At 63.8% G+C, this 19,424-nt stretch carries 19 protein-coding genes; 13 read left to right on the top strand and 6 right to left on the bottom strand.

What is annotated here, in order from left to right:
* The first annotated feature begins 10 nt into the window (after positions 1 to 10).
* From KUW17_RS00315 to KUW17_RS00325, 3 genes are all read left to right on the top strand, one after another.
* Positions 11 to 421 carry a VOC family protein gene (locus KUW17_RS00315; RefSeq protein ID WP_222475080.1) on the top strand — a complete coding sequence of 137 codons (411 nt, stop codon included), beginning with the start codon at positions 11 to 13 and terminating at the stop codon, positions 419 to 421.
* A 104-nt stretch (positions 422 to 525) separates the two neighbouring features.
* Positions 526 to 1,230 (top strand): SDR family NAD(P)-dependent oxidoreductase, encoded by a 705-nt coding sequence (locus KUW17_RS00320; protein WP_222475082.1) that lies wholly within the window; start codon positions 526 to 528, stop codon positions 1,228 to 1,230.
* 184 nt (positions 1,231 to 1,414) lie between these two features.
* Positions 1,415 to 3,121: a pyridoxamine 5'-phosphate oxidase family protein gene (locus tag KUW17_RS00325; protein ID WP_222475083.1), complete on the top strand. Its 1,707-nt coding sequence runs from the start codon at positions 1,415 to 1,417 to the stop codon at positions 3,119 to 3,121.
* Between the two features lie 600 nt (positions 3,122 to 3,721).
* Here KUW17_RS00325 and KUW17_RS00330 read toward each other — a convergent pair.
* The 3 genes from KUW17_RS00330 to KUW17_RS00340 all read right to left on the bottom strand — a co-directional run bounded on the left by KUW17_RS00330 (position 3,722) and on the right by KUW17_RS00340 (position 8,645).
* Positions 3,722 to 5,935 carry a glycosyltransferase family 2 protein gene (locus tag KUW17_RS00330; RefSeq protein ID WP_222475084.1) on the bottom strand — a complete coding sequence of 738 codons (2,214 nt, stop codon included), beginning with the start codon at positions 5,933 to 5,935 and terminating at the stop codon, positions 3,722 to 3,724.
* Complete coding sequence (locus tag KUW17_RS00335) at positions 5,925 to 7,163, bottom strand: HlyD family efflux transporter periplasmic adaptor subunit (protein WP_222475085.1); 1,239 nt, start codon at positions 7,161 to 7,163, stop codon at positions 5,925 to 5,927. Before KUW17_RS00335 ends, KUW17_RS00330 begins: the two co-directional genes overlap by 11 nt.
* 456 nt (positions 7,164 to 7,619) lie before the next feature.
* On the bottom strand, positions 7,620 to 8,645 hold the full coding sequence (locus KUW17_RS00340; RefSeq protein ID WP_222475086.1) for a Hint domain-containing protein: 1,026 nt from the start codon (positions 8,643 to 8,645) through the stop codon (positions 7,620 to 7,622).
* A gap of 202 nt (positions 8,646 to 8,847) precedes the next feature.
* Here KUW17_RS00340 and KUW17_RS00345 point away from each other — a divergent pair, with 202 nt between their 5' ends.
* The 5 genes from KUW17_RS00345 (at position 8,848) to KUW17_RS00365 (ending at position 14,304) form a co-directional block, all read left to right on the top strand.
* Positions 8,848 to 9,627 (top strand): SDR family oxidoreductase, encoded by a 780-nt coding sequence (locus tag KUW17_RS00345; RefSeq protein ID WP_222475087.1) that lies wholly within the window; start codon positions 8,848 to 8,850, stop codon positions 9,625 to 9,627.
* Between the two features lie 15 nt (positions 9,628 to 9,642).
* Positions 9,643 to 10,767, top strand: a complete 1,125-nt coding sequence (locus KUW17_RS00350) for a hypothetical protein (protein WP_222475088.1) — start codon at positions 9,643 to 9,645, stop codon at positions 10,765 to 10,767.
* A gap of 264 nt (positions 10,768 to 11,031) precedes the next feature.
* The gene (locus KUW17_RS00355) at positions 11,032 to 12,081 is read left to right on the top strand and encodes a methyltransferase domain-containing protein (RefSeq protein ID WP_222475089.1); all 1,050 of its coding nucleotides are present in this window, start codon (positions 11,032 to 11,034) and stop codon (positions 12,079 to 12,081) included.
* A 222-nt stretch (positions 12,082 to 12,303) separates the two neighbouring features.
* Positions 12,304 to 13,410: an ABC transporter ATP-binding protein gene (locus tag KUW17_RS00360; protein ID WP_222475090.1), complete on the top strand. Its 1,107-nt coding sequence runs from the start codon at positions 12,304 to 12,306 to the stop codon at positions 13,408 to 13,410.
* A gap of 42 nt (positions 13,411 to 13,452) precedes the next feature.
* Positions 13,453 to 14,304: a GNAT family N-acetyltransferase gene (locus KUW17_RS00365; protein ID WP_222475091.1), complete on the top strand. Its 852-nt coding sequence runs from the start codon at positions 13,453 to 13,455 to the stop codon at positions 14,302 to 14,304.
* Positions 14,305 to 14,368: 64 nt separating this feature from the next.
* On the opposite strand, the gene KUW17_RS00370 is transcribed toward KUW17_RS00365, so the two are convergent.
* Both KUW17_RS00370 and KUW17_RS00375 read right to left on the bottom strand, forming a co-directional pair.
* Entirely contained in the window at positions 14,369 to 15,043 is a 675-nt protein-coding gene (locus KUW17_RS00370) for a helix-turn-helix transcriptional regulator (protein ID WP_222475093.1), read from the bottom strand.
* 101 nt (positions 15,044 to 15,144) lie between these two features.
* Positions 15,145 to 15,453 carry a hypothetical protein gene (locus KUW17_RS00375; protein ID WP_222475095.1) on the bottom strand — a complete coding sequence of 103 codons (309 nt, stop codon included), beginning with the start codon at positions 15,451 to 15,453 and terminating at the stop codon, positions 15,145 to 15,147.
* A 227-nt stretch (positions 15,454 to 15,680) separates the two neighbouring features.
* Here KUW17_RS00375 and KUW17_RS00380 point away from each other — a divergent pair, with 227 nt between their 5' ends.
* The 5 genes from KUW17_RS00380 (at position 15,681) to KUW17_RS00400 (ending at position 18,303) form a co-directional block, all read left to right on the top strand.
* Positions 15,681 to 15,896 carry a twin-arginine translocase TatA/TatE family subunit gene (locus KUW17_RS00380; protein ID WP_222475096.1) on the top strand — a complete coding sequence of 72 codons (216 nt, stop codon included), beginning with the start codon at positions 15,681 to 15,683 and terminating at the stop codon, positions 15,894 to 15,896.
* A 6-nt stretch (positions 15,897 to 15,902) separates the two neighbouring features.
* A complete protein-coding gene (gene tatB / locus KUW17_RS00385; RefSeq protein ID WP_222475098.1) occupies positions 15,903 to 16,379 on the top strand; it encodes a Sec-independent protein translocase protein TatB in 477 nt (158 codons plus the stop codon).
* Positions 16,376 to 17,266: a twin-arginine translocase subunit TatC gene (tatC, locus tag KUW17_RS00390; RefSeq protein WP_222475100.1), complete on the top strand. Its 891-nt coding sequence runs from the start codon at positions 16,376 to 16,378 to the stop codon at positions 17,264 to 17,266. Before tatB ends, tatC begins: the two co-directional genes overlap by 4 nt.
* A gap of 169 nt (positions 17,267 to 17,435) precedes the next feature.
* Positions 17,436 to 18,008 (top strand): GNAT family N-acetyltransferase, encoded by a 573-nt coding sequence (locus KUW17_RS00395; RefSeq protein ID WP_222475102.1) that lies wholly within the window; start codon positions 17,436 to 17,438, stop codon positions 18,006 to 18,008.
* Positions 18,009 to 18,045: 37 nt separating this feature from the next.
* Positions 18,046 to 18,303 (top strand): hypothetical protein, encoded by a 258-nt coding sequence (locus KUW17_RS00400; protein ID WP_222475104.1) that lies wholly within the window; start codon positions 18,046 to 18,048, stop codon positions 18,301 to 18,303.
* A 12-nt stretch (positions 18,304 to 18,315) separates the two neighbouring features.
* Here KUW17_RS00400 and KUW17_RS00405 read toward each other — a convergent pair whose 3' ends face one another.
* The gene (locus KUW17_RS00405; RefSeq protein ID WP_261396885.1) at positions 18,316 to 19,203 is read right to left on the bottom strand and encodes a DUF2189 domain-containing protein; all 888 of its coding nucleotides are present in this window, start codon (positions 19,201 to 19,203) and stop codon (positions 18,316 to 18,318) included.
* Positions 19,204 to 19,424 lie beyond the last annotated feature (221 nt).

Here is a 19,424-nt window from a genome sequence, read left to right on the forward strand (position 1 = left end):
GGAGATGGAAATGCCCTCTGACGCACTGACAAAAGGGGCCCATCACATTGGGCTGACAGTTCGCGATCTTGGCGAAACCCGCGACTTTTTCACTGGCACACTTGGCTTCGCCCAAGTTGGCGAGTTGCCGGACTATCCTGCCGTATTCCTGAGCGACGGCACCACGATGATCACGCTTTGGCAAGCGCAGGATCCGGCAACTGCAGTTCCGTTCGACCGCAAGAACGTGATCGGGCTGCACCACCTCGCATTGACTGTTGACGGCAGTGCCGCGCTGGTCGCGCTGCATGAGACACTGGCGGCCACCGCCGGCGTGGAAGTTGAGTTTCCGCCTGAGCCGCTGCAAGGCGGCCCGGCCCAGCACATGATGTGCGCGATCCCGGGCGGAATCCGGATGGAGCTGATTGCCCCGGCGCCATGATGCCCAAAGCGGCGCAGGCCATCCTGCGCCGCTTTGCCGCCCCTCCCGGGCCCTTTCTTACCGATGCAACCGCCCGGTCCGGGACGGTTGAACAGGAGGCATAGATGACCAAACCGATCGCTATGATTACCGGTGTCGGCGAAGGAACTGGCGCCGCCATCGCCCGGCGCTTCTCCAAAGCCGGCTACCGCGTCGCCATGCTGGCGCGCGGCAAATCGCGGCTGGAGGCGCTGGAACGGGAGCTTGACGGCGCCGTGGCCTTCCCATGCGACGTGTCAGATCTCGATGCGCTGGTTAGGGCATGCGAGGCCGTCAAGCAAACGATGGGGCCACCCTCCGTCCTTGTCCACAATGCCGTGCGGGCCACGTTCGAACGGTTCGACGAGGGGGATCCGGAAGACCTGGAGCGCAACTTCCGCGTCAACACCACTGCTCTCCTCTACCTGGCACGCGCCTTGGTCCCGGACATGCTGACCCGCGGTGAGGGCGCCATCATGGTCACCGGCAACACCGCAGCCTTTCGGGGTGTGCCGGGCTATGCGTTGTTCTCGCCGACAAAGGCGGCTCAGCGCAACCTGGCGCAAGCTTTGGCGCGCGATCTTGGCCCGAAGGGAATTCACGTTGCCTACTTCAACATCGACGCTGTCATCAACGTGCCGTGGACACGGGACAGGTTCCATCCTGATAAGCCGGATGACTTCTTCATCGAGCCCGCCGACATTGCCGGCGAAGTGCTGAATGTGGCGCAGCAACCCCGCTCAGCCTGGTCGTTCGACGTGGAGATCCGTCCGTTCGGCGAACGCTGGTGATTGCCATGCCGCCCCGCCGTGGCTTGCCGCGGGACTTTCGTGCGGAAGGAACCTGAAAGGCGGGGCCGCCGGAGCGCTCCGGACAAAGGGCGGCACAAGACATGTCCGCTGCCGCTGGGAATTTGGCGCCAAGGCGGATCTGCCGTCTCCTCCGGCACCAGAAACCTTAAGAATGGAGGTTCCTATGAACATGACAGAAGAAACCGCAAAATTCTCTAACAGCAGCCCGGAGACTTCACGCGCAGAAGCCGAAGGCTCCCCGTCTCCGTTCCATGCTGGTGAGCAGGCGGTCCAGGAAAGGCTGGGCGTCCGTGATATCGAGGACTGGGCCCGTCAGGTCGTGCGCGGCTATCTGCCGGAGCAGCACCGCGAGTTCCATACGGCTCAGCCATTCCTCGTTACCGCTGCCAGAGACCGCGCCGGCCGTCCCTGGGCGACGCTGCTCGATGGCCCGGAAGGATTTGTGACCTCGCCCGACCCGCACCGCATGGTCCTGGCCTCGGAACCGCACCCCGGCGATGCGCTGTCAGGCGCGTTTGTCCCTGGCGCGGACATCGGCATCCTCGGGATCGAACTTGAAACACGGCGGCGCAACCGCGTGAACGGCTGCATCGGCCAGGGCGCAGCGGGTGCGATTACGGTTAACGTCGCGCAGTCGTTCGGGAATTGCCCGCAGTACATTCGCGAACGCCGATGGCGCCGGGCCCCGGCAAACCAGCCCGGTAAAACCAAGCGCTGCGCCTCGCTGACAGAGGCGCAGCGTGTCTGGATCGACACTGCGGACACCTTTTTCATCGCCAGCGGCTACCGTGGCGAGGGCGGCAACCCCGCCTTCGGCATGGACGCTTCGCACCGGGGCGGCGACCGGGGCTTCGTGCGCACGCTGGATGGCAGATCGCTGCGGTTTCCCGACTATGCCGGCAACAACCATTTCAACACGGTTGGCAATCTCGTCCTGGACCCGCGTGTGGGCCTGTTGTTCGTCGAATTCGAAACCGGCAGCCTGCTGCAGGTGACCGGCGAAGCGTCAATTGAATGGGATCCGGCAGACCTCGCTGATTATCCCGGCGCCCGGCGCCTGATCACCGTACGTGTCCATGAAGCTGTCGAAACCCGCAACGCCATTGCGCTGCGCTGGGATGCCGACGCGGAGTCGGTCCGGTCGCTGCGCCTGTCTGAAAAGATCAGGGAAAGCGCCGACGTAACTTCCTTCGTGTTCGAAGCACGCGACGGCGGGCCGCTCGATCAATTCGAGGCAGGGCAGCACCTGCCGATCGAGATTGCCTTGCCAGATGCGCCCGCTCCCGCCAGGCGCACTTACTCGCTCTCGGGCGCACCCGCCGATGCGCGATACCGGATATCCGTGAAACGCGAACCAAAGGGTCTCGTATCGCGCTATCTGCACGACCATGCCGAGCCAGGCACGATCATCGAGAGCCGCAGGCCAGCCGGAATATTCACGCTTCGGTGCAGCACGTGCCCGGTTGTGCTGATCGGTGCCGGGGTGGGCATCACGCCAATGATCAGCCTGCTGCACGCCATTGCCGCGGAGGACAGCGGCCGCCCGGTTTGGTTCATCCACGCAGTCCGCGACGGCCGTCACCATCCCTTTGCCGGCGAGGTGCGCAGCCTCGCCACGGCGCACCCCAGTATCCACACGCATTTTGCCTACAGCAGGCCAAGGAACCAGGACAAGCGCGGCACGCACTACGACAGCGAGGGCCGCCTTACCCCTGAAGTGATTGGGGCGCTGGTGGATCGCGCCGACGCCCAATACTTCCTGTGCGGGCCACCGGCTTTCATGGCTGGTCTCGAGAGAGGATTGGGTCAGCTAGGCGTCTCAGCGGAACAAATCCACGTCGAGTCATTTGGGCCGCAGATGCTCAGTTGATAAAGCGTGCGGTCTAGGGCACCGGCGTCACGGCCAGCTGTTCCCTGCTGGCTTGGATCCGGTCCCGAAACGGGCCGCGCGGCCTCGGGCAGACTGGGGGCAGAACCTCATGCCGCTCGGCGCATGCCCAAACAAGCACTCCTTCCGCGACGACGACGGCCTCGCCGTTCCAGCGGATTGCCTGCCTCTTACAGCACGAAGATAGGACGTCTGCATTGTCCGGCGTGTAGATAGTTGAGGCCGTCTGCAACGAATGGCGGTTTGAAATGCGCCCTACAGCCTGCCTCTGAAGGTCTGGTCTGGGGGAACCTGCGGCACCGCTGAAAGGCCGCTGCTGTGGGCGCAAAAAAGTTCTGATGCTTTCTGCAACCGCATCCGCCGCGGCGGCAAATGTCCGCTTTGTCCGGCCTCGCTGCCAGTCCAAGCCCGACCAAGTGAACGGCCTCTGTCTCGGAGGTCAGCCATTCACGCCCGACGCGGCGAACTTGCGGCATGAGCCCAATTTACTGTATTGCTGCGCAGTAGCGATTGTCTGTTCTTTGCTCAACCCTTCGCAGGGTTCAACCAAAGTCATACGAGCAAGCCTGTTTGAGAACTCATTTAAGCAGCGGAACTGTCATTCGTGGCCTCTGCGCGCGCTCGCAGCACCGCACGCCACTCGTCATCCAGTGCTGTTTCAGTCCGCGACTGAAGTTCATGCAGCCAGACGGGCACGACTGGGCGGGCGGCATTCTGACAGGCACTATTGACCGCCGAGACGGCCTGTTCTGAGGCCACAATGCTTTTCAGCATGCTGACCCCTATCCTCCAGTCGTCTTGGCCATCGAACTTGCGCACCCGGTCCTTGGTAAACAGCTTGCGGATCAAGCGCCGCCGTAGCTGTGCTGCGCCCTCCGCCTCCGCAATGCGGTCCGGGTTCCTTTCTTTCCAAGGCTCTGCCAGTTCCTCCGCCGCGGGTAAGGCAAAGGACAGCCCGGCGCGAAGGCTGCCATCTTCTCCCTTGAAGACACGGCGAAGCTGTGCCGGCACTACGCCGACCTGTGCGACATCCACACCGATCCAGCCGCCAGCCTCAGGCAGACAAGAGCGGCCCGCATGCACCTCTACCTGTATACCGTTCAGCGACATGTCATGGCATTTGCCCGCAGCCTGCCCGCCGCCTTCCGTACGCAAGACCACAGGCTCATTCAGTTCGAACCGAACTTCGCTGCGCAGGAGCTGCGGCGTGATGGCGATTTTTGCCACCAGCAGCAGTACGACCATGTTAACCGCCGACCAGAAGGCAACGACTGGCATCAGGTGGCTGGAAGCGATGATCTGAAGGTTGTAGCTGGAGTTTATGGCCAGCCCGGCAGTCATCAGGCCGCAAAGCAGAAGGCAGATGGCAACTGTTGCTGTGTCTTGTATTTCCGTCCCTTCGCCGCCTTTGGGGGTGACCTTGAACGCATGGCCGTGCGGTTTCAGCAGCGTGGCGACCACCACGGGCAGCAGCCGGAAGGCTTGCAGAACGCCGTGCGCCATCGTTGCCAGCGGGTGGTATTTCCCCGGTGCAAAATGCCGGACGGCCGCAATGGCTGCGACAATTGCAGGCAGCTGGTAAGACATCACCGTGTCCGCAGACGCATTGACCAGCGGCGGCACTCCCGTGAGCAGGTATATGGCCGGCGTCACCATAGCAATGGTTTGGCCGAATGACTGGGTGATCCAGTGGAACGGCAGAAAAAAAAGGCGTTCATACCATTTCAGGCCAGGACCGCCAAACGGGCCTTCGCGAAGGAACATGATCTGGATGGCGCCGCGCGCCCACCGTGCCCGCTGAATGAAGAAGGCGTTGATGTTCTCCGGGGCCAGGCCAAATGCCAGACGCTCATCCAGATAGCGCGTAATGTAACCTTTACGTTTGAGGGCAAGCGTCAGGAGCATGTCTTCAGTGATCGAGCCAGAGGGCAGCTTGTTGCCGATCTCCTCCAGCGCGCTGCGCCGCACAATGCCGTTAGATCCGCAGCAAAAGGCGCAGTCATACCCGTCGCGTCCGGGCATGATCGCCTCAAAGAAGAAACGCTGGTCGTCGGGCATGACCTTGCTCATGTTCAGCGACGCCTGCATCGGATCGGGGTTGAAAAAGTTATGAGGGATCTGCACGATCCCGATTTTCGGGTCCTCGAAAAACCCCATAGTCCGGTAGAGGAAATTCCGCTGCGGAATGAAATCCGCGTCAAGAACAAGGAAGAAGGGAGCAGAGGTGCGCGCAACCGCAGCATTGATATTGCCGGCTTTGGCGTGGGCATTGTCGGCGCGGGTCAGATAGCCGGCGCCCAGGCGCTCGCTCATGCGCTGCAACCAACCGCGCCGACCGTCATCCAGCACCCAGACATTGAGCTTTGCCTGCGGCCAGTCCAGCTCCACTGCGCCGACGATTGTCTTCTCTAGCACTTCGGCGGGCTCGTTGTAGGTGGCAATGAAGATGTCGACCTCGGGCAAGTCAATGGGGGTCATGCCGCGCAGCCGCGTCTCGTGCTCGTCCGCTTCCGGAGTGCGGTTGGTGCGGCGAAGCATGTAGGCATAAAGCACCGCGGTATCGAGCCAGGCCAGGATCTCGATGATGAAAACGGTCCAGATAAACACGCCGGTCACGCTGAAAATACCGGCCGGCAGCACCGTTTCAACCAGCCGCCAGCCGAGGTAGCGCAGGATCACTACTGTCAAGCCCGCCACCACCAGCCGGTCTGCCCAAGCGTTGTTCTGCCACCGGTTGCCGAACAGCAGTATCGCGGCGGTGATCAGCAGCAGGGGAACGAGGGATTCAGCCTGCATCCGGCGGGCCATCCCCGTCAGGAGCGGGCGACGCAGCCAGCGAAGGTGCGATACCGCGCAGCAGTTCCTCAAACCAATGACCCGCGACCGTCAGCATGTTGCCCAATCCGCGGTCGAAGCGCACTTCGGCAGTGCGACCGACATCGCAGAAATTCTGCGCGACTCCGGCCGTTGCCACATTTGCCGGGGCAAGGCGCAGCATGACAGACAGGCTGCCCTCTGTGAGATTTTCCGGCTCAGCAGCGAGCAACCCGGTGGCGCGCTGGCTGCCAGCGCCGCGCAGCGCCTCGACAGTGGCGGGGAAGGTCTCATCCGAGCCGCGCAGCCGCACCCGCGCCATATCCCCGGGGCGGATCGCCTCAAACGCCGTTTCATGCACAAACACCTCGACGAACCTGCGGGAGCAATCAAGAAGTTGCAGGACTTCGTCTCCCGCCGCGATCACCGCGCCCTTGGCAGGGGTTGCAGACCAGACCACGGCGCCGGTGGGCAATTGCGGGGCAAACCGGTCAAGCCGGTCCACCTCCTCGCGCAACGCCTCGGCCTCCTGAAGCAGACCGATGCGCTGTGCGCTAACGCGGGCCTTCCGGCCCTTGAGGTCAGCCAGCCGGATTGCGACCTCATCCCGGCGTTGCCGGGCATAGCTGCCATCCTCTGTTCCCAGCCCTGGGAGGATACCATCCTTGACCCCGGCCATGCTCCGCACCGTCTCCTCGACCGCGGCGGCCAGCCGGATGACCTCGCCGTTTGCCTCGGCTGCGAGCGACGCCGCTGTCTCAGCCTGCGTCTGCGGCACAGACCCATTGGCAGACAGCCGCTCAAGCCTTTGAGCATCCCGCGCCAGCCGGTCCTGGCGTTCGCGCGCTGCCGCCAGCTCCCCGCGCAAACCGCTCAGCTGCGCCTCCAGCACTTGACGGGCAAGCGTTTGGACCTGTTCCATCCTTACCAGAAGTTGCCGGTCCAGCTGCGTAAGGGCGGTAATTTCAGTGCTGATCGAAACCGCCTCCCGGGCCAGGATTCCAATCCTGGCTTCCAGCCGCGCAAGCTCGGTCCGGCTGGAGCGCGACGCCTGAAGTTCTACAATTGCAGTGGCCGGCAGCACTGGCGTTGCGGGCGTGAGCGCGCCGGACATCAGAGCGCCGTCAAAGGGGCTTTTGACGGAAATGATGGGTGCGTTGACCACTGCAGCCCGTGAAATATAATTCGTTGCGTGTGGTGCAAAAATCATGAACGCGGCACCAAGGCAGGCAAGGCCTGCCGCAATCCGCGCCGCTCGCTTCAGTTTCATGGTGGGACCCGGCGCCTGAAAATAAATACAATGGACTATCGCATTGCCGCGTTAATTGTTGATTGCCAGGCGGAGGCCGCCAACCTCAGTTTAGTTAAAATCCCATCAATCAAACCAAATCCAGCCAGGCTTGGAAGTGTAAGCTCGCAGCGCAGGGAGGCGGGATTTCTATTCTAACAAGTTCCACCGGCTCGATGTTTGGCAGACTTCCTTTCGTGCGGACACTAAACGCATGAAATTTATAAGCGGCCTTTGAAAGCTAGCGCAGCGAAAGTCTGTTTCGTCCGCCCACCAGTCAGCCGGCGTCCATTCACTGAAGGTCTGCTTTTGCTGACTTGGCCATGCAGCCCGATGACGGATTCGAGCCGGAAGCGGACTATTTGCTATTAAGCAGGCCTACCTCAATGACGCCCGTTTCAACAGCCGCACCGCATCCGGCCGGTCCAAGAGCGACCGGCTCACGTCCAGCCCGTGGGCGCCTTGCTTGTGGGCGGCGGGCAGGGAGACCTGTCGGTCTCCGGGGCGGGCAGTCCAGAAATCCTCGGGCAGCACCGGGCGGGTCACGGGATCGAGGAAGGTGCTCTCGGCGGCGATCCCCTCGGCATAGATGATATGGTGCTGGTCAAACAGGATCTGGAAGTAGTCGGCAAAGCCGCCGTCCAGCACCACCACGCTGTCGCCGTTCACCAGGTCGCGGGCGCGGACCAGGATTTCCGGGGCGCCGGCGCCGATCTCGTCGCGGCGCTGGTAGACCATTAGCCGGTGGCCGGGGCTGACGATCAGGTCCTCGGCGTTGTTCAGGGCGCCCTTGCGGATCAGGATCGGGGCCAGGTCGCCCACCGCGCGCAAGGTCGACTGGCCGACCCAGCGGACCTCCTGGACGCCGTCGTCGCGGGTCAGCACCCGGTCGCCCGGGCGCATGTCCTCGATCGCGCGCTGGGCGCCGGTGGACAGCGTGATGCGGGTGCCGCGGGTGAAGGAGACGCAGGCCGACTGCGCCAGCTTGCGCCGGGCCGGCTCGCGCTCTGCCTTGACCAGGGTGTAGGGCATCTGCGGCTGCAGCGGCGCCAGCGGCACCAGGTAGATGGCGGCGATATAGCCCTCGGCGTCGGCCTCGACCATCACCAGGGTTTCGGTGTTGGGGCCGCGGTCGGGCATCAGGGTCAGCAGGCAGTCGAGATGCAGCACGGCGCCCGGAGTGCCAAGCGCGCTGTCGCCGGCGATGGTGAAGCTGCCGTCGTGATGGGCGGCGATGCCAAGCCGCTGCGGCGGCGCCGGGCTGTCGAGCAGATAGATGTCATCCAGCACCAGATCCTCGAGCACGCCGAGCGGGTCGCCCATGTTGGCGCCGTATTCAACGCGGAAACGCTCGGCCGGGTAGGCCTGGACGGAAGAAAGGCTGGCGGTCACTGTCTGTCCCATCTGCGTGTGTTTTCAAATCCATATGCGCATGGCGCAGGTGCTGTCCAACGGGTTTGCCTGCTGAATGTGGCACAATGGCGGTGGAACGGGGCTGATTTTCCGGCAGCTTCACGATTGCGTCAGGCGCCGGGCGGGTCTGGCCTTTGGCGGGCGGGCGGTGCAAGCTCCGGCAAACGGTGAAGATTCCGGAGGGAGGACAACAATGGATCTGGGTATTTCGGGCAAGCGCGCGCTGGTCTGTGCCAGCAGCAAGGGGCTGGGCCTTGGCTGCGCCGAGGCGCTGGCAGAGGCCGGTGTGAACCTGGTGATGAACGCCCGCGGGGCGGAGGCGCTGGAGGCCTCGGCGCAAGCCATCCGCGACCGGTACGGCGTCGATGTGGTGACGGTGGCCGCGGATGTGGCCACGCCGGAGGGTCAGAAGCAGGTGCTGGATGCGGCGGAGGGCGTCGATATCCTGGTGACCAATGCGGGCGGGCCGCCGCCGGGCATGTGGACCGATTGGGACCGCGAGGATTTCATCAAGGCGCTGGATGCCAACATGCTGGCGCCGATTGCGCTGATGAAGGCGCTGCTGCCGGGGATGATGGAGCGCGGCTGGGGCCGGGTAGTCAACATCACCTCGGTCTCGGTCAAATCGCCGGTGTCGGTGCTGGGGCTGTCGAACTCTGCCCGTGCGGGGCTGACGGGCTATGTCGCGGGCACCTCGCGGCAGGTGGCGGGCTTTGGCGTCACCATCAACAACCTGCAACCGGGCATCCATGCCACCGACCGCGCCGTGGCGCTGGATGGCGGCGCGGCCAAGGCGCAGGGGATCACCCCGGAAGAAGCGCAGAAACAGCGCTTCGCCACCATTCCCGCGGGCCGCTACGGCACCCGCCAGGAATTCGGCGCCGCCTGCGCCTTCCTGTGCTCGCAGCACGCGGGCTTCATCGTCGGGCAGAACATCCTGCTGGACGGCGGCGCCACCAACACCACGATGTGACGAGGGGCGGCGCAGATGGACGGCGGGTTTTCCTTGAAGGACCAGTTGTTTAACCGGGATAAGGTTCGCTATCTGGCGGGGCTGTTCGCCGCGGCGGACAGCGGTTTTGATGCCGGCGGATTCGAGACGCGGGTGATGGCGGATCTGCCGGCGCTGGAACTGAAGCAGCGGATGACGCTGATTGCCGGTGTGCTGGCGGACCACCTGCCGGAGGATCTGCCGGAGGCCGCGCCGGTGCTGCTGAAGGCGCTGCCGCCGCCGCTGGATCCGTCCAGGACCGATGATGACTTCGGCGATTTCATCTTTGCCCCCCTGGGCGAGTATGTGGCGGCCAGGGGTGTCGAGGTGCATCCGGAACTGTCGCTGGACCTGCTGGAGGAGATTACTCAGCGGTTCTCCATGGAATGGGCGATCCGCCCGTTCCTGAACCGCTGGCCGGGTGAAGTTCTGGCGCGGATGGAGGCGTGGGCCAGCCATTCCAGCTATCATGTGCGCCGCCTGGTGAGCGAAGGCACACGGCCGCGGCTACCCTGGGGCGAGGCGGTGGGTTTGCAGCTGGAAGAGCCGCTGCCGCTGCTGGACCGGCTGCACGGGGACGGCACCCGCTATGTCACCCGCTCGATCGCCAACCATTTGAACGACATTGCCAAGAAGGATCCGGATCTGGTGATGGACCGGCTGGAAACATGGCGCGCCGCGGGGGCGCAAGCGGCCAAGGAGCTGGACTGGATGACCTCCCACGCGCTGCGCGGGCTGGTCAAGGCAGGCCACCCGCGGGCGATGAAGATGCTGGGCTATGACCCGGATCTGGCGCTGGGCGCCGAAATCGCGCTGCAGTCGGAAAATGTGCGGATTGGCGGTGCTCTGGAGTTCTCCGCACAGCTGGAAGGGCAGGCAGGCGCGCCGGTGCTGGTGGATTATATCCTGCATTTCCAACGGCCTGGCGGAAAGGTTTCCGCCAAGGTGTTCAAGCTGAAGCAGACGAAGATCACCGGTGGCAAGCTGGCGCTGAGCAAGAAGCACAAGCTGAAAGGCAACGCCACAACCTTCAAGCTGGTGCCGGGTGCGCACCGGATCGAACTGATGGTGAACGGCAGGGTGCGGGCCGAGGCGGCGTTTGAGCTGCTGCCGGAGGGCTGAGCCTCAGCCACGTCATCGAAAATTTGTTCCGCCTGGCCGAAGGCCGGGCAGCGCCCGTCCCGCCCCCCTTCATGCCGGAGGCGTGCTTCCAGCACGACGCGGGCGCTTCGCTTCCTGCCTCGCCGGGCCGGGTGCTGCCCTAACCGAACTACCGCAATCCCCACGTTCTATCACAGTTGCGTCAAGGCTCCCGCCGGCCCGATTGCCGGAGGGCCTGAGGGGCGCTATCCCGATGGTCCGGAACCATCAGGAAAGGCGCCCCCCATGAAACATGAAAACGTGCAGGCCTATTACGGCGAGGTGCTGCAGGGCAGCGATGACCTTCAGACCAATGCCTGCTGCACGCCGGAAGACATGCCGGATCATGTGAAGGCGGTGCTGTCGAAAATCCATGACGAGGTGCTGACCCGCTATTACGGCTGCGGCCTGATTGCGCCCGAGGCGCTGGAGGGTGCGCGCATCCTCGACCTTGGCTGCGGCGCGGGGCGGGACGTCTATGCGCTGTCTGCGCTGGTGGGCGAGCACGGCAAGGTGGTCGGCGTCGACATGACCCCTGCGCAGCTGGAGGTGGCCAAGCGCCATCAGGACTACCACGCGGAGGCCTTTGGCTATGCGAGGTCCAACGTCGAGTTCCACCATGGCTACATCGAACAGCTGGAGGAGCTGGAGCTGGAGTCGGGCTCGTTCGACATCATCGTCTCCAACTGCGTGATCAACCTGGCCACCGACAAGGGCGCGGTGCTGCGCGGGGCGCATCACCTGCTGAAAGAGGGCGGTGAGATGTATTTCTCCGACGTCTACGCCGACCGCCGGGTGCCGGAAGAGATGGCAAAGGATGAGGTGCTCTATGGCGAATGCCTGTCCGGGGCGCTCTATTGGAACGACTTCCTGACGATCGCGAAAGAGTCGGGCTTCAAGGACCCGCGGATGGTGACCTCGCGCCTTCTGACCATTGAAAACCCGGTGCTGGAGAAGCGCGTGCAGCCGCTGAAATTCCTGTCGGCCACCTACCGGCTGTTCAAATTGCCCGCGCTGGAGGCGGCTTGCGAGGATTACGGGCAGGCGGTGATCTACAAGGGCACCATCGGCCACGCGCCGCATCGTTTCATGCTGGATAACCATCATGTGATCGAGGCGGGCAAGGTGTTTCCGGTCTGCGGCAACACCTGGATGATGCTGCAGGACAGCCGGTTTGCCCCGCATTTCGAGTTCATCGGCAGCTTCGATACCCACTATGGCATCTTTGCCGGCTGCGGCGGCAACTCGCCCTTCAGCGGGCTGGAACAGGACAGCGCGGCGCCGGGCTGCTGTTAGAACGGTCAATTCGCCAGTGAATCAGACCGCCCGGCGGCACCATCGGGCGGCGTCCGTCCGCCCGCACGGGCGGACGCTTCGCTTCGCCGCCCTCGGACGGGTGCTGGCCTCAGGGCGATTTCATGGCTGTCCGCTGCGTTTCTGACCGCTTGCAGCTCTGCCGCTGGGTTGCTATCCCGGCGTGAACCCAAGCGTTTTCATCGGAAACAGCACTGAGGCCCCATGAACACTGCCCCCGCCGGCATCAGCCGCACGATTGCCCCGCCGCGGCTGGAAATCCGCAACATCCGGCGCTTCTTCGAAGGGCGCGCGGTGGTGGATGATGTTTCGCTGCAAATTCAGGCCGGACAGGTGACCTGCCTGCTGGGGCCGTCCGGTTGCGGCAAATCCACGACCCTGCGGATGATCGCCGGGGTGGAAATGCAGGACAGCGGCGAGATCTATGTCGATGGCAAACTGATCTGCGACACCGTGTTCCGGGTGCCGCCGGAACGGCGCGAGATCGGGCTGATGTTCCAGGACTTCGCCCTGTTTCCGCACCTGAGCGTCGCCGACAACGTCGGCTTTGGCCTGAAGGGCAGCAAGGACGAGAAACGCGCCCGGGTCGAGGAACTCTTGCACCGGGTGTCGCTCAAGCGATTCATCGACGGCTACCCGCATCAGCTGTCGGGCGGTGAGCAGCAGCGGGTGGCACTGGCCCGCGCGATTGCGCCGCGGCCGCGCATCATGCTGATGGATGAGCCGTTCTCCGGTCTCGACAACCGGCTGCGCGACGGCATCCGCGACGAGACGCTGAGCCTTTTGAAGGAAGAGGACACCGCCGTCCTGCTGGTGACGCATGAGCCGGAAGAGGCGATGCGCATGGCCGACGAGATCGCGCTGATGCGCGGCGGCCGGATCGTGCAGCAGGGTGCGCCCTACAACGTCTATACCCACCCCGTTGACAAGGCCGCGGTTTCCTTTTTCAGCGATGTGAACGTGCTTAAGGCCGAGGTGAACGGCGCCTTGGCGCGCACTGCCTTTGGCGAGTTTCTGGCGCCCGGCGTAGCGGACGGCACCGCGGTGGAGATCGTGTTCCGCCCGCAGCATCTGCGCATCGACTTCGACCGCGGCGGCCAGGGGCCGCTGCCGACCCCCAGCGACGGCGTCCCGGCGCGGGCCGTGGTGGAACGCGCGCGCTTCCTGGGCAGCGAGAGCCTGGTCGAGTTCCGGATGGATTTCGACGGCTCGATCCTCAGGGCGACGGTGCCCAACGTGTTCCTGCCGGAAGCCGGCCGGGTGATGTGGCTGACAGTGCGCCGCAACCGCTGTTTTGTCTTTCCCGCCTGACCGTTAGCGGGCATTCTGCAGCCAGCGAAACGGGAGGTGCAGATGCAGGGCAGCTATCAGATCCGGGCCTTGCTGCCCGTGGAAATCCGGACCGCCGCGGACTGGGCCGCGCGCGAGGGCTGGAACCCCGGCCGTCAGGATGCGGCCTGTTTTGCCTCTGTGGATCCGCAGGGATTCTGGGGCGGGTTCCTGGACGGGCAGATGATCGCCTGCATCTCGGTGGTGAACTACGGGCAGTCATTTGCTTTCCTCGGCTTCTACATCGTGGCGCCGGAGCATCGCGGCAAGGGTTATGGCTATGCCCTGTGGCAAAAGGCGCTGGAGCATGCCGGGGGCCGGGTTGTCGGCCTTGACGGGGTGGTGGACCAGCAAGAGAACTACCGCCGGTCCGGATTTGAGCTTGCTTATCGCAATATCCGCTTTGGCGGGGTGCCGTCAGCCGGGCTGGCGGTTTCCACCGGGTTTGAAGTGCAGGTGCTGACCGCCCCAACGGCGGAGCTGGAAGCGCTGGACGCCCGCGTCTTTCCGGCGCCGCGCCGGGCGTTCTGGCAGCAGTGGCTGGGGGCAGAGGGCCATCACTCCGTTGCCGCGTACCGGGACGGGAGTCTTGCCGGTTTCGGCACCCTGCGGCCCTGCGGCAGCGGCTGCAAGATCGGGCCGCTGGTTGCAGTGTCCCGCCCGGCGGCCGAGGCGGTTCTGGCGCGGCTGCTGCAGGAGCTGCCACCCGGGCAGGAGGTGTTCCTGGATGCGCCGGAGCCCCATGCCGCGGCGGTTGACGTGGCGCGCGCGCTGGGGCTGGAACCGGTGTTCGAGACCGCCCGGATGTACCGCGGGCTTGCGCCGCAGCTGGAGACGGATCTGATCTTTGGCGTGACGAGTTTCGAACTCGGGTAGGGGGCTCTGGCCCCGGCCCTGTGGGCCACCCCCGGGATATTTTCAGCCAGATGAATAAAGGATCTTAGGAGCCGTGCGGGTCGTAGTCCTGCAGCCGCTTGCCGGGCTCGTCCACGAACAGCTCGGGCAGGGCAGAGGCGTCCTCGATCAGGTCGACCCGAAACACCCGGAAATCCCCGCGGGTCTCGCACCAGGCGGTGAGGGTCCAGACCCGGCCCCAGTATTCCATGTGAAGCGGGCGGATTTTCCGCTCTGTCAAAGTGCCGTCGATGCGCCGGTAGCTCAGCTGCAGTTTCTGCCGCGCCTTGATGGCGGCGCGGAGCGCAGGCATGTGCGCGAGGGCGCGGGCCGCGTCCGAGAACGGGTAGACTGCGAACTTCCAGGCATCGGCCTCGGCGATGGTCTGCTCCGGCAGCACTGCGTCCACCTTGGCGGCCAGCGACAGGGCGGCGGCCTTCAGGTCCGGATCGGCGGCCTCAGCCACAATGGCCATGCCGAGGTTCAGCGCCTCCAGCTCCTCCGGCGTCAATGTCAGCGGCGGCAGGCTGATCTGCTCGCGCACCATGTAGCCGACGCCGCGTTCTCCCTCCACCGGCACGCCGGACGCCACCAGCGTGTCCATGTCGCGGTAGATGGTGCGGGTGGACACCTCCAGCCGTTCGGCGATGTCCTGGGCGCGGTGCAGCTTCCCGTCGCGCAGGATCTGGATGATTTCGAAAAGGCGGTCGGTGCGGCGCATGGGCCTAGCCTTCGCGCGGGGAAAGGGGGAGGTCAAGGGCTGCGCCCGGCCCGCAGGCGCAGCCTGCAATTCCTGTGGCCCCCAGGCGCAGCCCCCGGTGATTAAGGCGCCATCTGCCACAGCACCTCTTCGTGGCGCATGCTGGCGCTGTCCGGCGCAAGGGCCGCCACCACCTCCGGCGCGAAATCCTGCTGCATGAACTCCTGCGCCACCTTTTGCGCCGTGGCCATGTCCTTCCACACAACGTAGTCGGTCCACTTGCCGTCCTCGCCCTGGCTCAGCTGGCGGGTGACAAAGCCGTCCTGGGCGCGCACGAACCCTTCGGTGCGCTGCATCAGGGCAGTGAAATCCGCCGGACTCACGCCCTCGGCCAGTTTGAAAGTCACGATTTCGGCGACATGTTTGCTCATCACGTTTCTCCTAATGTGCTGTGATGGGCTGGATTTACCGCCTTGCAACTGACATAAACCTGTCAGTTGGATGCAAGCCATCTGTAAAAAAATGCGGAAACCGCCCCTTGCGGAGCATTCTGGAAGACGGAGTTGCTTTCGCTCAAGGCGGGCCGCGCGCTAAACCCGTAGCGAACAATTCCACCGGCGCCCGCAATCCGCGCCGGATCAAGTAAGGAGAGACTCACATGCTCAACAATATCGGCCTGCCTGGCCTGCTGCTCATCGCCGTCGTGGTTCTGGTCCTGTTCGGCCGCGGCAAGATTTCCTCGCTGATGGGTGAGGTCGGCAAGGGCATCACCTCGTTCAAGAAGGGCATCAACGAAGGCACCAAGGAGCTGGAGCAGGATGCCGCGGATGCGGCCAAGGACGTGACCCCCGAGGCCGAGAAAGACAAGGCGTAAGCGCGGATGTTCGATCTTGGGTGGACCGAACTGCTGGTCATCGGCGTTGTCGCGCTGATCGTCGTCGGCCCCAAGGACCTGCCGGTTCTGTTCCGTAACATCGGGCGGTTCGTCGGCAAGGCCAAGGGGATGGCGCGCGAGTTCAGCCGGGCGATGCATGACGCGGCGGATGAGGCCGGGGTCAATGAGGTCGCCAAGGGGCTGAAAGCTGCAACCAATCCCGTCGGCACCGCCATGGACGGGGTCAAGCAGGCCGCGCAGGACATGGCCAAGTCGATCGACCCCACCAAATACGACCCCGATAGCGAGACCGGCAAGCTGGCGGCTGAGCGCGCCGAGGACGCCAAGAAGATCCAGGCGTCGACAGCGCGCGCCGCAGCCGAGCGCAAGGCGCGCGAGGCCGAGGAGGCGCTGGCCAAGGCGGAGGCCGCCGAGGCGGCGCTGAAGCCTGCGGCACCGAAGGAAGAAGAGGCCAAGTCATGAGCAAGACGGATGAGATCGACGACTCAACCGCACCGCTGATCGAGCATCTGGCCGAGCTGCGCAACCGTCTGATCCACTCGGTTGCGGCTTTCATTGTCGGCATGGTGATCTGTTTCACCGTGGCGACGCCGGTGTTCAACTTCCTGACCGCCCCCCTGTGCCAGGTGCTGGCCGAGAGCGGCCAGGACTGTGCGCTGATCTTCATCAGCCCGCAGGAGGGCTTCTTTGTCGCGATCAAGATCTCCTTCCTGGGCGGCTTTATCCTGGCGTTTCCCTATATCGGCTTCCAGCTGTGGCGGTTCGTGGCACCGGGGCTCTACAAGAGCGAGAAGGGGGCGTTCCTGCCCTTCCTGATCGCCTCGCCCTTCATGTTCCTCTTGGGCGCCAGCTTTGCCTTCTATGTGGTGACACCGCTGGCCTACGATTTCTTCCTGGGCTTCCAGCAGTTCGGCTCTGGCGGCGAGGCGGTGACCAGCGAGGAGGTGAACCAGGGTCTCAGCGTGGTGTTCCAGGGCTCCGCTCAGGAGTACCTGAACCTGACCATCAAGTTCATCGTGGCCTTTGGCCTGTGCTTCCAGCTGCCGGTGCTGCTGACGCTGATGGGCAAGGCCGGTCTGGTCAGCGCCGAGGGCCTGGGCTCTGTCCGCAAATACGCGGTGGTGGCGATCCTGGTGCTGGCCGCGCTGGTGACGCCGCCGGATGTGATCACCCAGATCATCCTGTTCGTGGTGGTTTACGGGCTGTACGAAGTCTCGATCTTCCTGGTCGGCCGCGTAGAGGCCAAGCGCGAGGCGCAGCTGCGCGCGGAGGGCTACTATGACGACGAGGAAATGGAGGCCCATCCGGATGATCCGGCGGCCGCCGAGGCCGGGGATGGCAAGGGCTGACGGGCCTGAGAGGGTTTGAAATGGAAAAGCGCGCCTGAGAGGGCGCGCTTTTTTCTTGCCGCAGGAAAGGTCGAGAGTTCAGAGCCGCAAGGCGACCGAATCTCAACCTTGTGATACGCTTGCGCTGCGCTGAGAAATGCGAACCGCATGTTGTTGAACGAGGGCTGCCATGTTCCGGAAAGCCGACCGGTCTGTTGAAAATGAGGTGCTCAGCGCTTTGACAGTGGGCTTCTCCGCCGATCCTTTCATGCGCTGGCTGTACCCCGAGCCGCACGCGCTCCTGAAACATTTGCCGCGGGTGATGAATTTCTTCGGCGGGCGCGCGCTTGACCACGGTGGCGCTTACCGGAACGATGACTTCACTGCCGCCGTCTTATGGCTTCCGCCGGAAGTGCATCCAGACGAGGAGAGCCTTGTGGCGTACTTCGAGGAATCGGTTGCCCCGGAAAAACACGCCGCACTGTTTGCCACATTCGAACAGATGGACAAGTTTCACCCGCAGAATCCCTGCTGGCATCTGGCGTTCATTGCGGTCGACCCCTCCCGCCAGGGCAAGGGCGTTGGTTCGGCTCTGCTGAAGGCATCGCTTGAACAATGCGACGCCGACGGAAGGCCGGCCTATCTGGAATCCACCAATCCCGCCAACTTGACGCTGTACCGGCGCTTTGGGTTCGAGCAGATCGGGCTGATCGAAACAGGGGAAGCACCTCCCTTGTTTCCGATGCTCAGACAGCCGGCCTGATCTATTGGCGTGGCGGCAGCATAACTTCGGTCTGTGAGTGCAAAGTCAGCTGTGCGGCGGCGGGCGTCTCGACCCAATCGTATTTAGCGCCAATCCTGCTTCCACCGGCAAGGAGGAGGGGTTCGTCAAAACGTTCGGCCCGGTTATTCCGGTCATCTTCAGGATCAGCGGTATACGCCTGCCGCTGTTTGCTGCCATTGCTCAGCTCTGTTCGCCCGGGGACTTGCCCCTCGAAAGCCTGAAAATTGAGCTTCACAACCCTGCGGACGAAAAAGCACGCAGCTGCCCCCGGTGATGGCGGGGCAGATCACTCCTCCGCTGGTGACACCGCCCGCTTATAGAGATGCCATGTGGTGTGGCCAAGGATTGGCAGGGTGAAGATCAGGCCCAGAAACGCCGGCACCAGCGACAACAGCACGGTGACCGAAATGATTGCCGCCCAGACAAGCATGACCACCGGATTTTCCGTGACCACGCGAATGGAAGTCAACATGGCGGAAACGAAATTGGTTTCCTGGTCGAGCAGCATGGGCATGGCGACGACGGTCACTGTGAACAGCACAGCCGACAGAAAGGCGCCGACGCAGGTGCCAATCGCAAGGAAGATCCAGCCTTGGGGTGTGAAGAATACCGCGTTCAAGAACCCGTCAAAACCCGAGAAGGACACGTCCTGCAGGGTGATCGCCAGCCAAAGCCGGACCTGGTACATCCACACCCAGAAAATGAACAGGGTAACAAAGGCCATCCAGCCCATTTCGCGCTTGCGTTGATTGGCCATGACGGTGAGGATTTCGAACCAGCCGAAACTCTCCCCCTTCTGCAACCGGCGGGACATTTCATAAAGCCCGGCGGCGGCGAAAGGCGCGACCAGCGGAAATCCTATAGCGGCGGGAATGATCATCCAGATCTTGCCGAGCCAGACCAGGATCCAAACAAACAGGATTCCGAAAACCGCATAGAACAGGCCGAAGAAGCCGCTCATGAGGGGGCGGGCCAGAAAGTCGGAAAATCCGGCCTTCAGCGACGCGGTGATATCATCCGCAGTCACCTTGTTGACCTTGGGCATGGCCTGCGGCTGCGGCGTCAGCTTGCCCGGCGGTGTAGAACCTGCAGTCTTGGATGTCATGACACACTCCTCCCAAAGCATGGCACCGAGCTGGTCCGTTTGCCAGCGGACCCAGCGGAAAACAGACATCCCTCCTCCGCATACAAGTCTGCATCAGGTGAGGCATGCGGGCAAGGGGGGAGTATGGCAGCTGGGTCGCGCTCAGTTTTCCTCTGGGGCTTCAGCGTATTCAGTCGCCGCCCGCATCAGCGAAACGCCAAGCCGCCGAACCGGTCCCCCCAACAATCTTTCGTGAAACCCCGCCCGCCAGCGTATCCTTGCGCCGCCCCATGCGGCATCCTGCGGCCAGT

Origin of the sequence: Leisingera aquaemixtae, assembly GCF_019801145.1 — a bacterium.
Taxonomy (GTDB): domain Bacteria; phylum Pseudomonadota; class Alphaproteobacteria; order Rhodobacterales; family Rhodobacteraceae; genus Leisingera; species Leisingera aquaemixtae_A.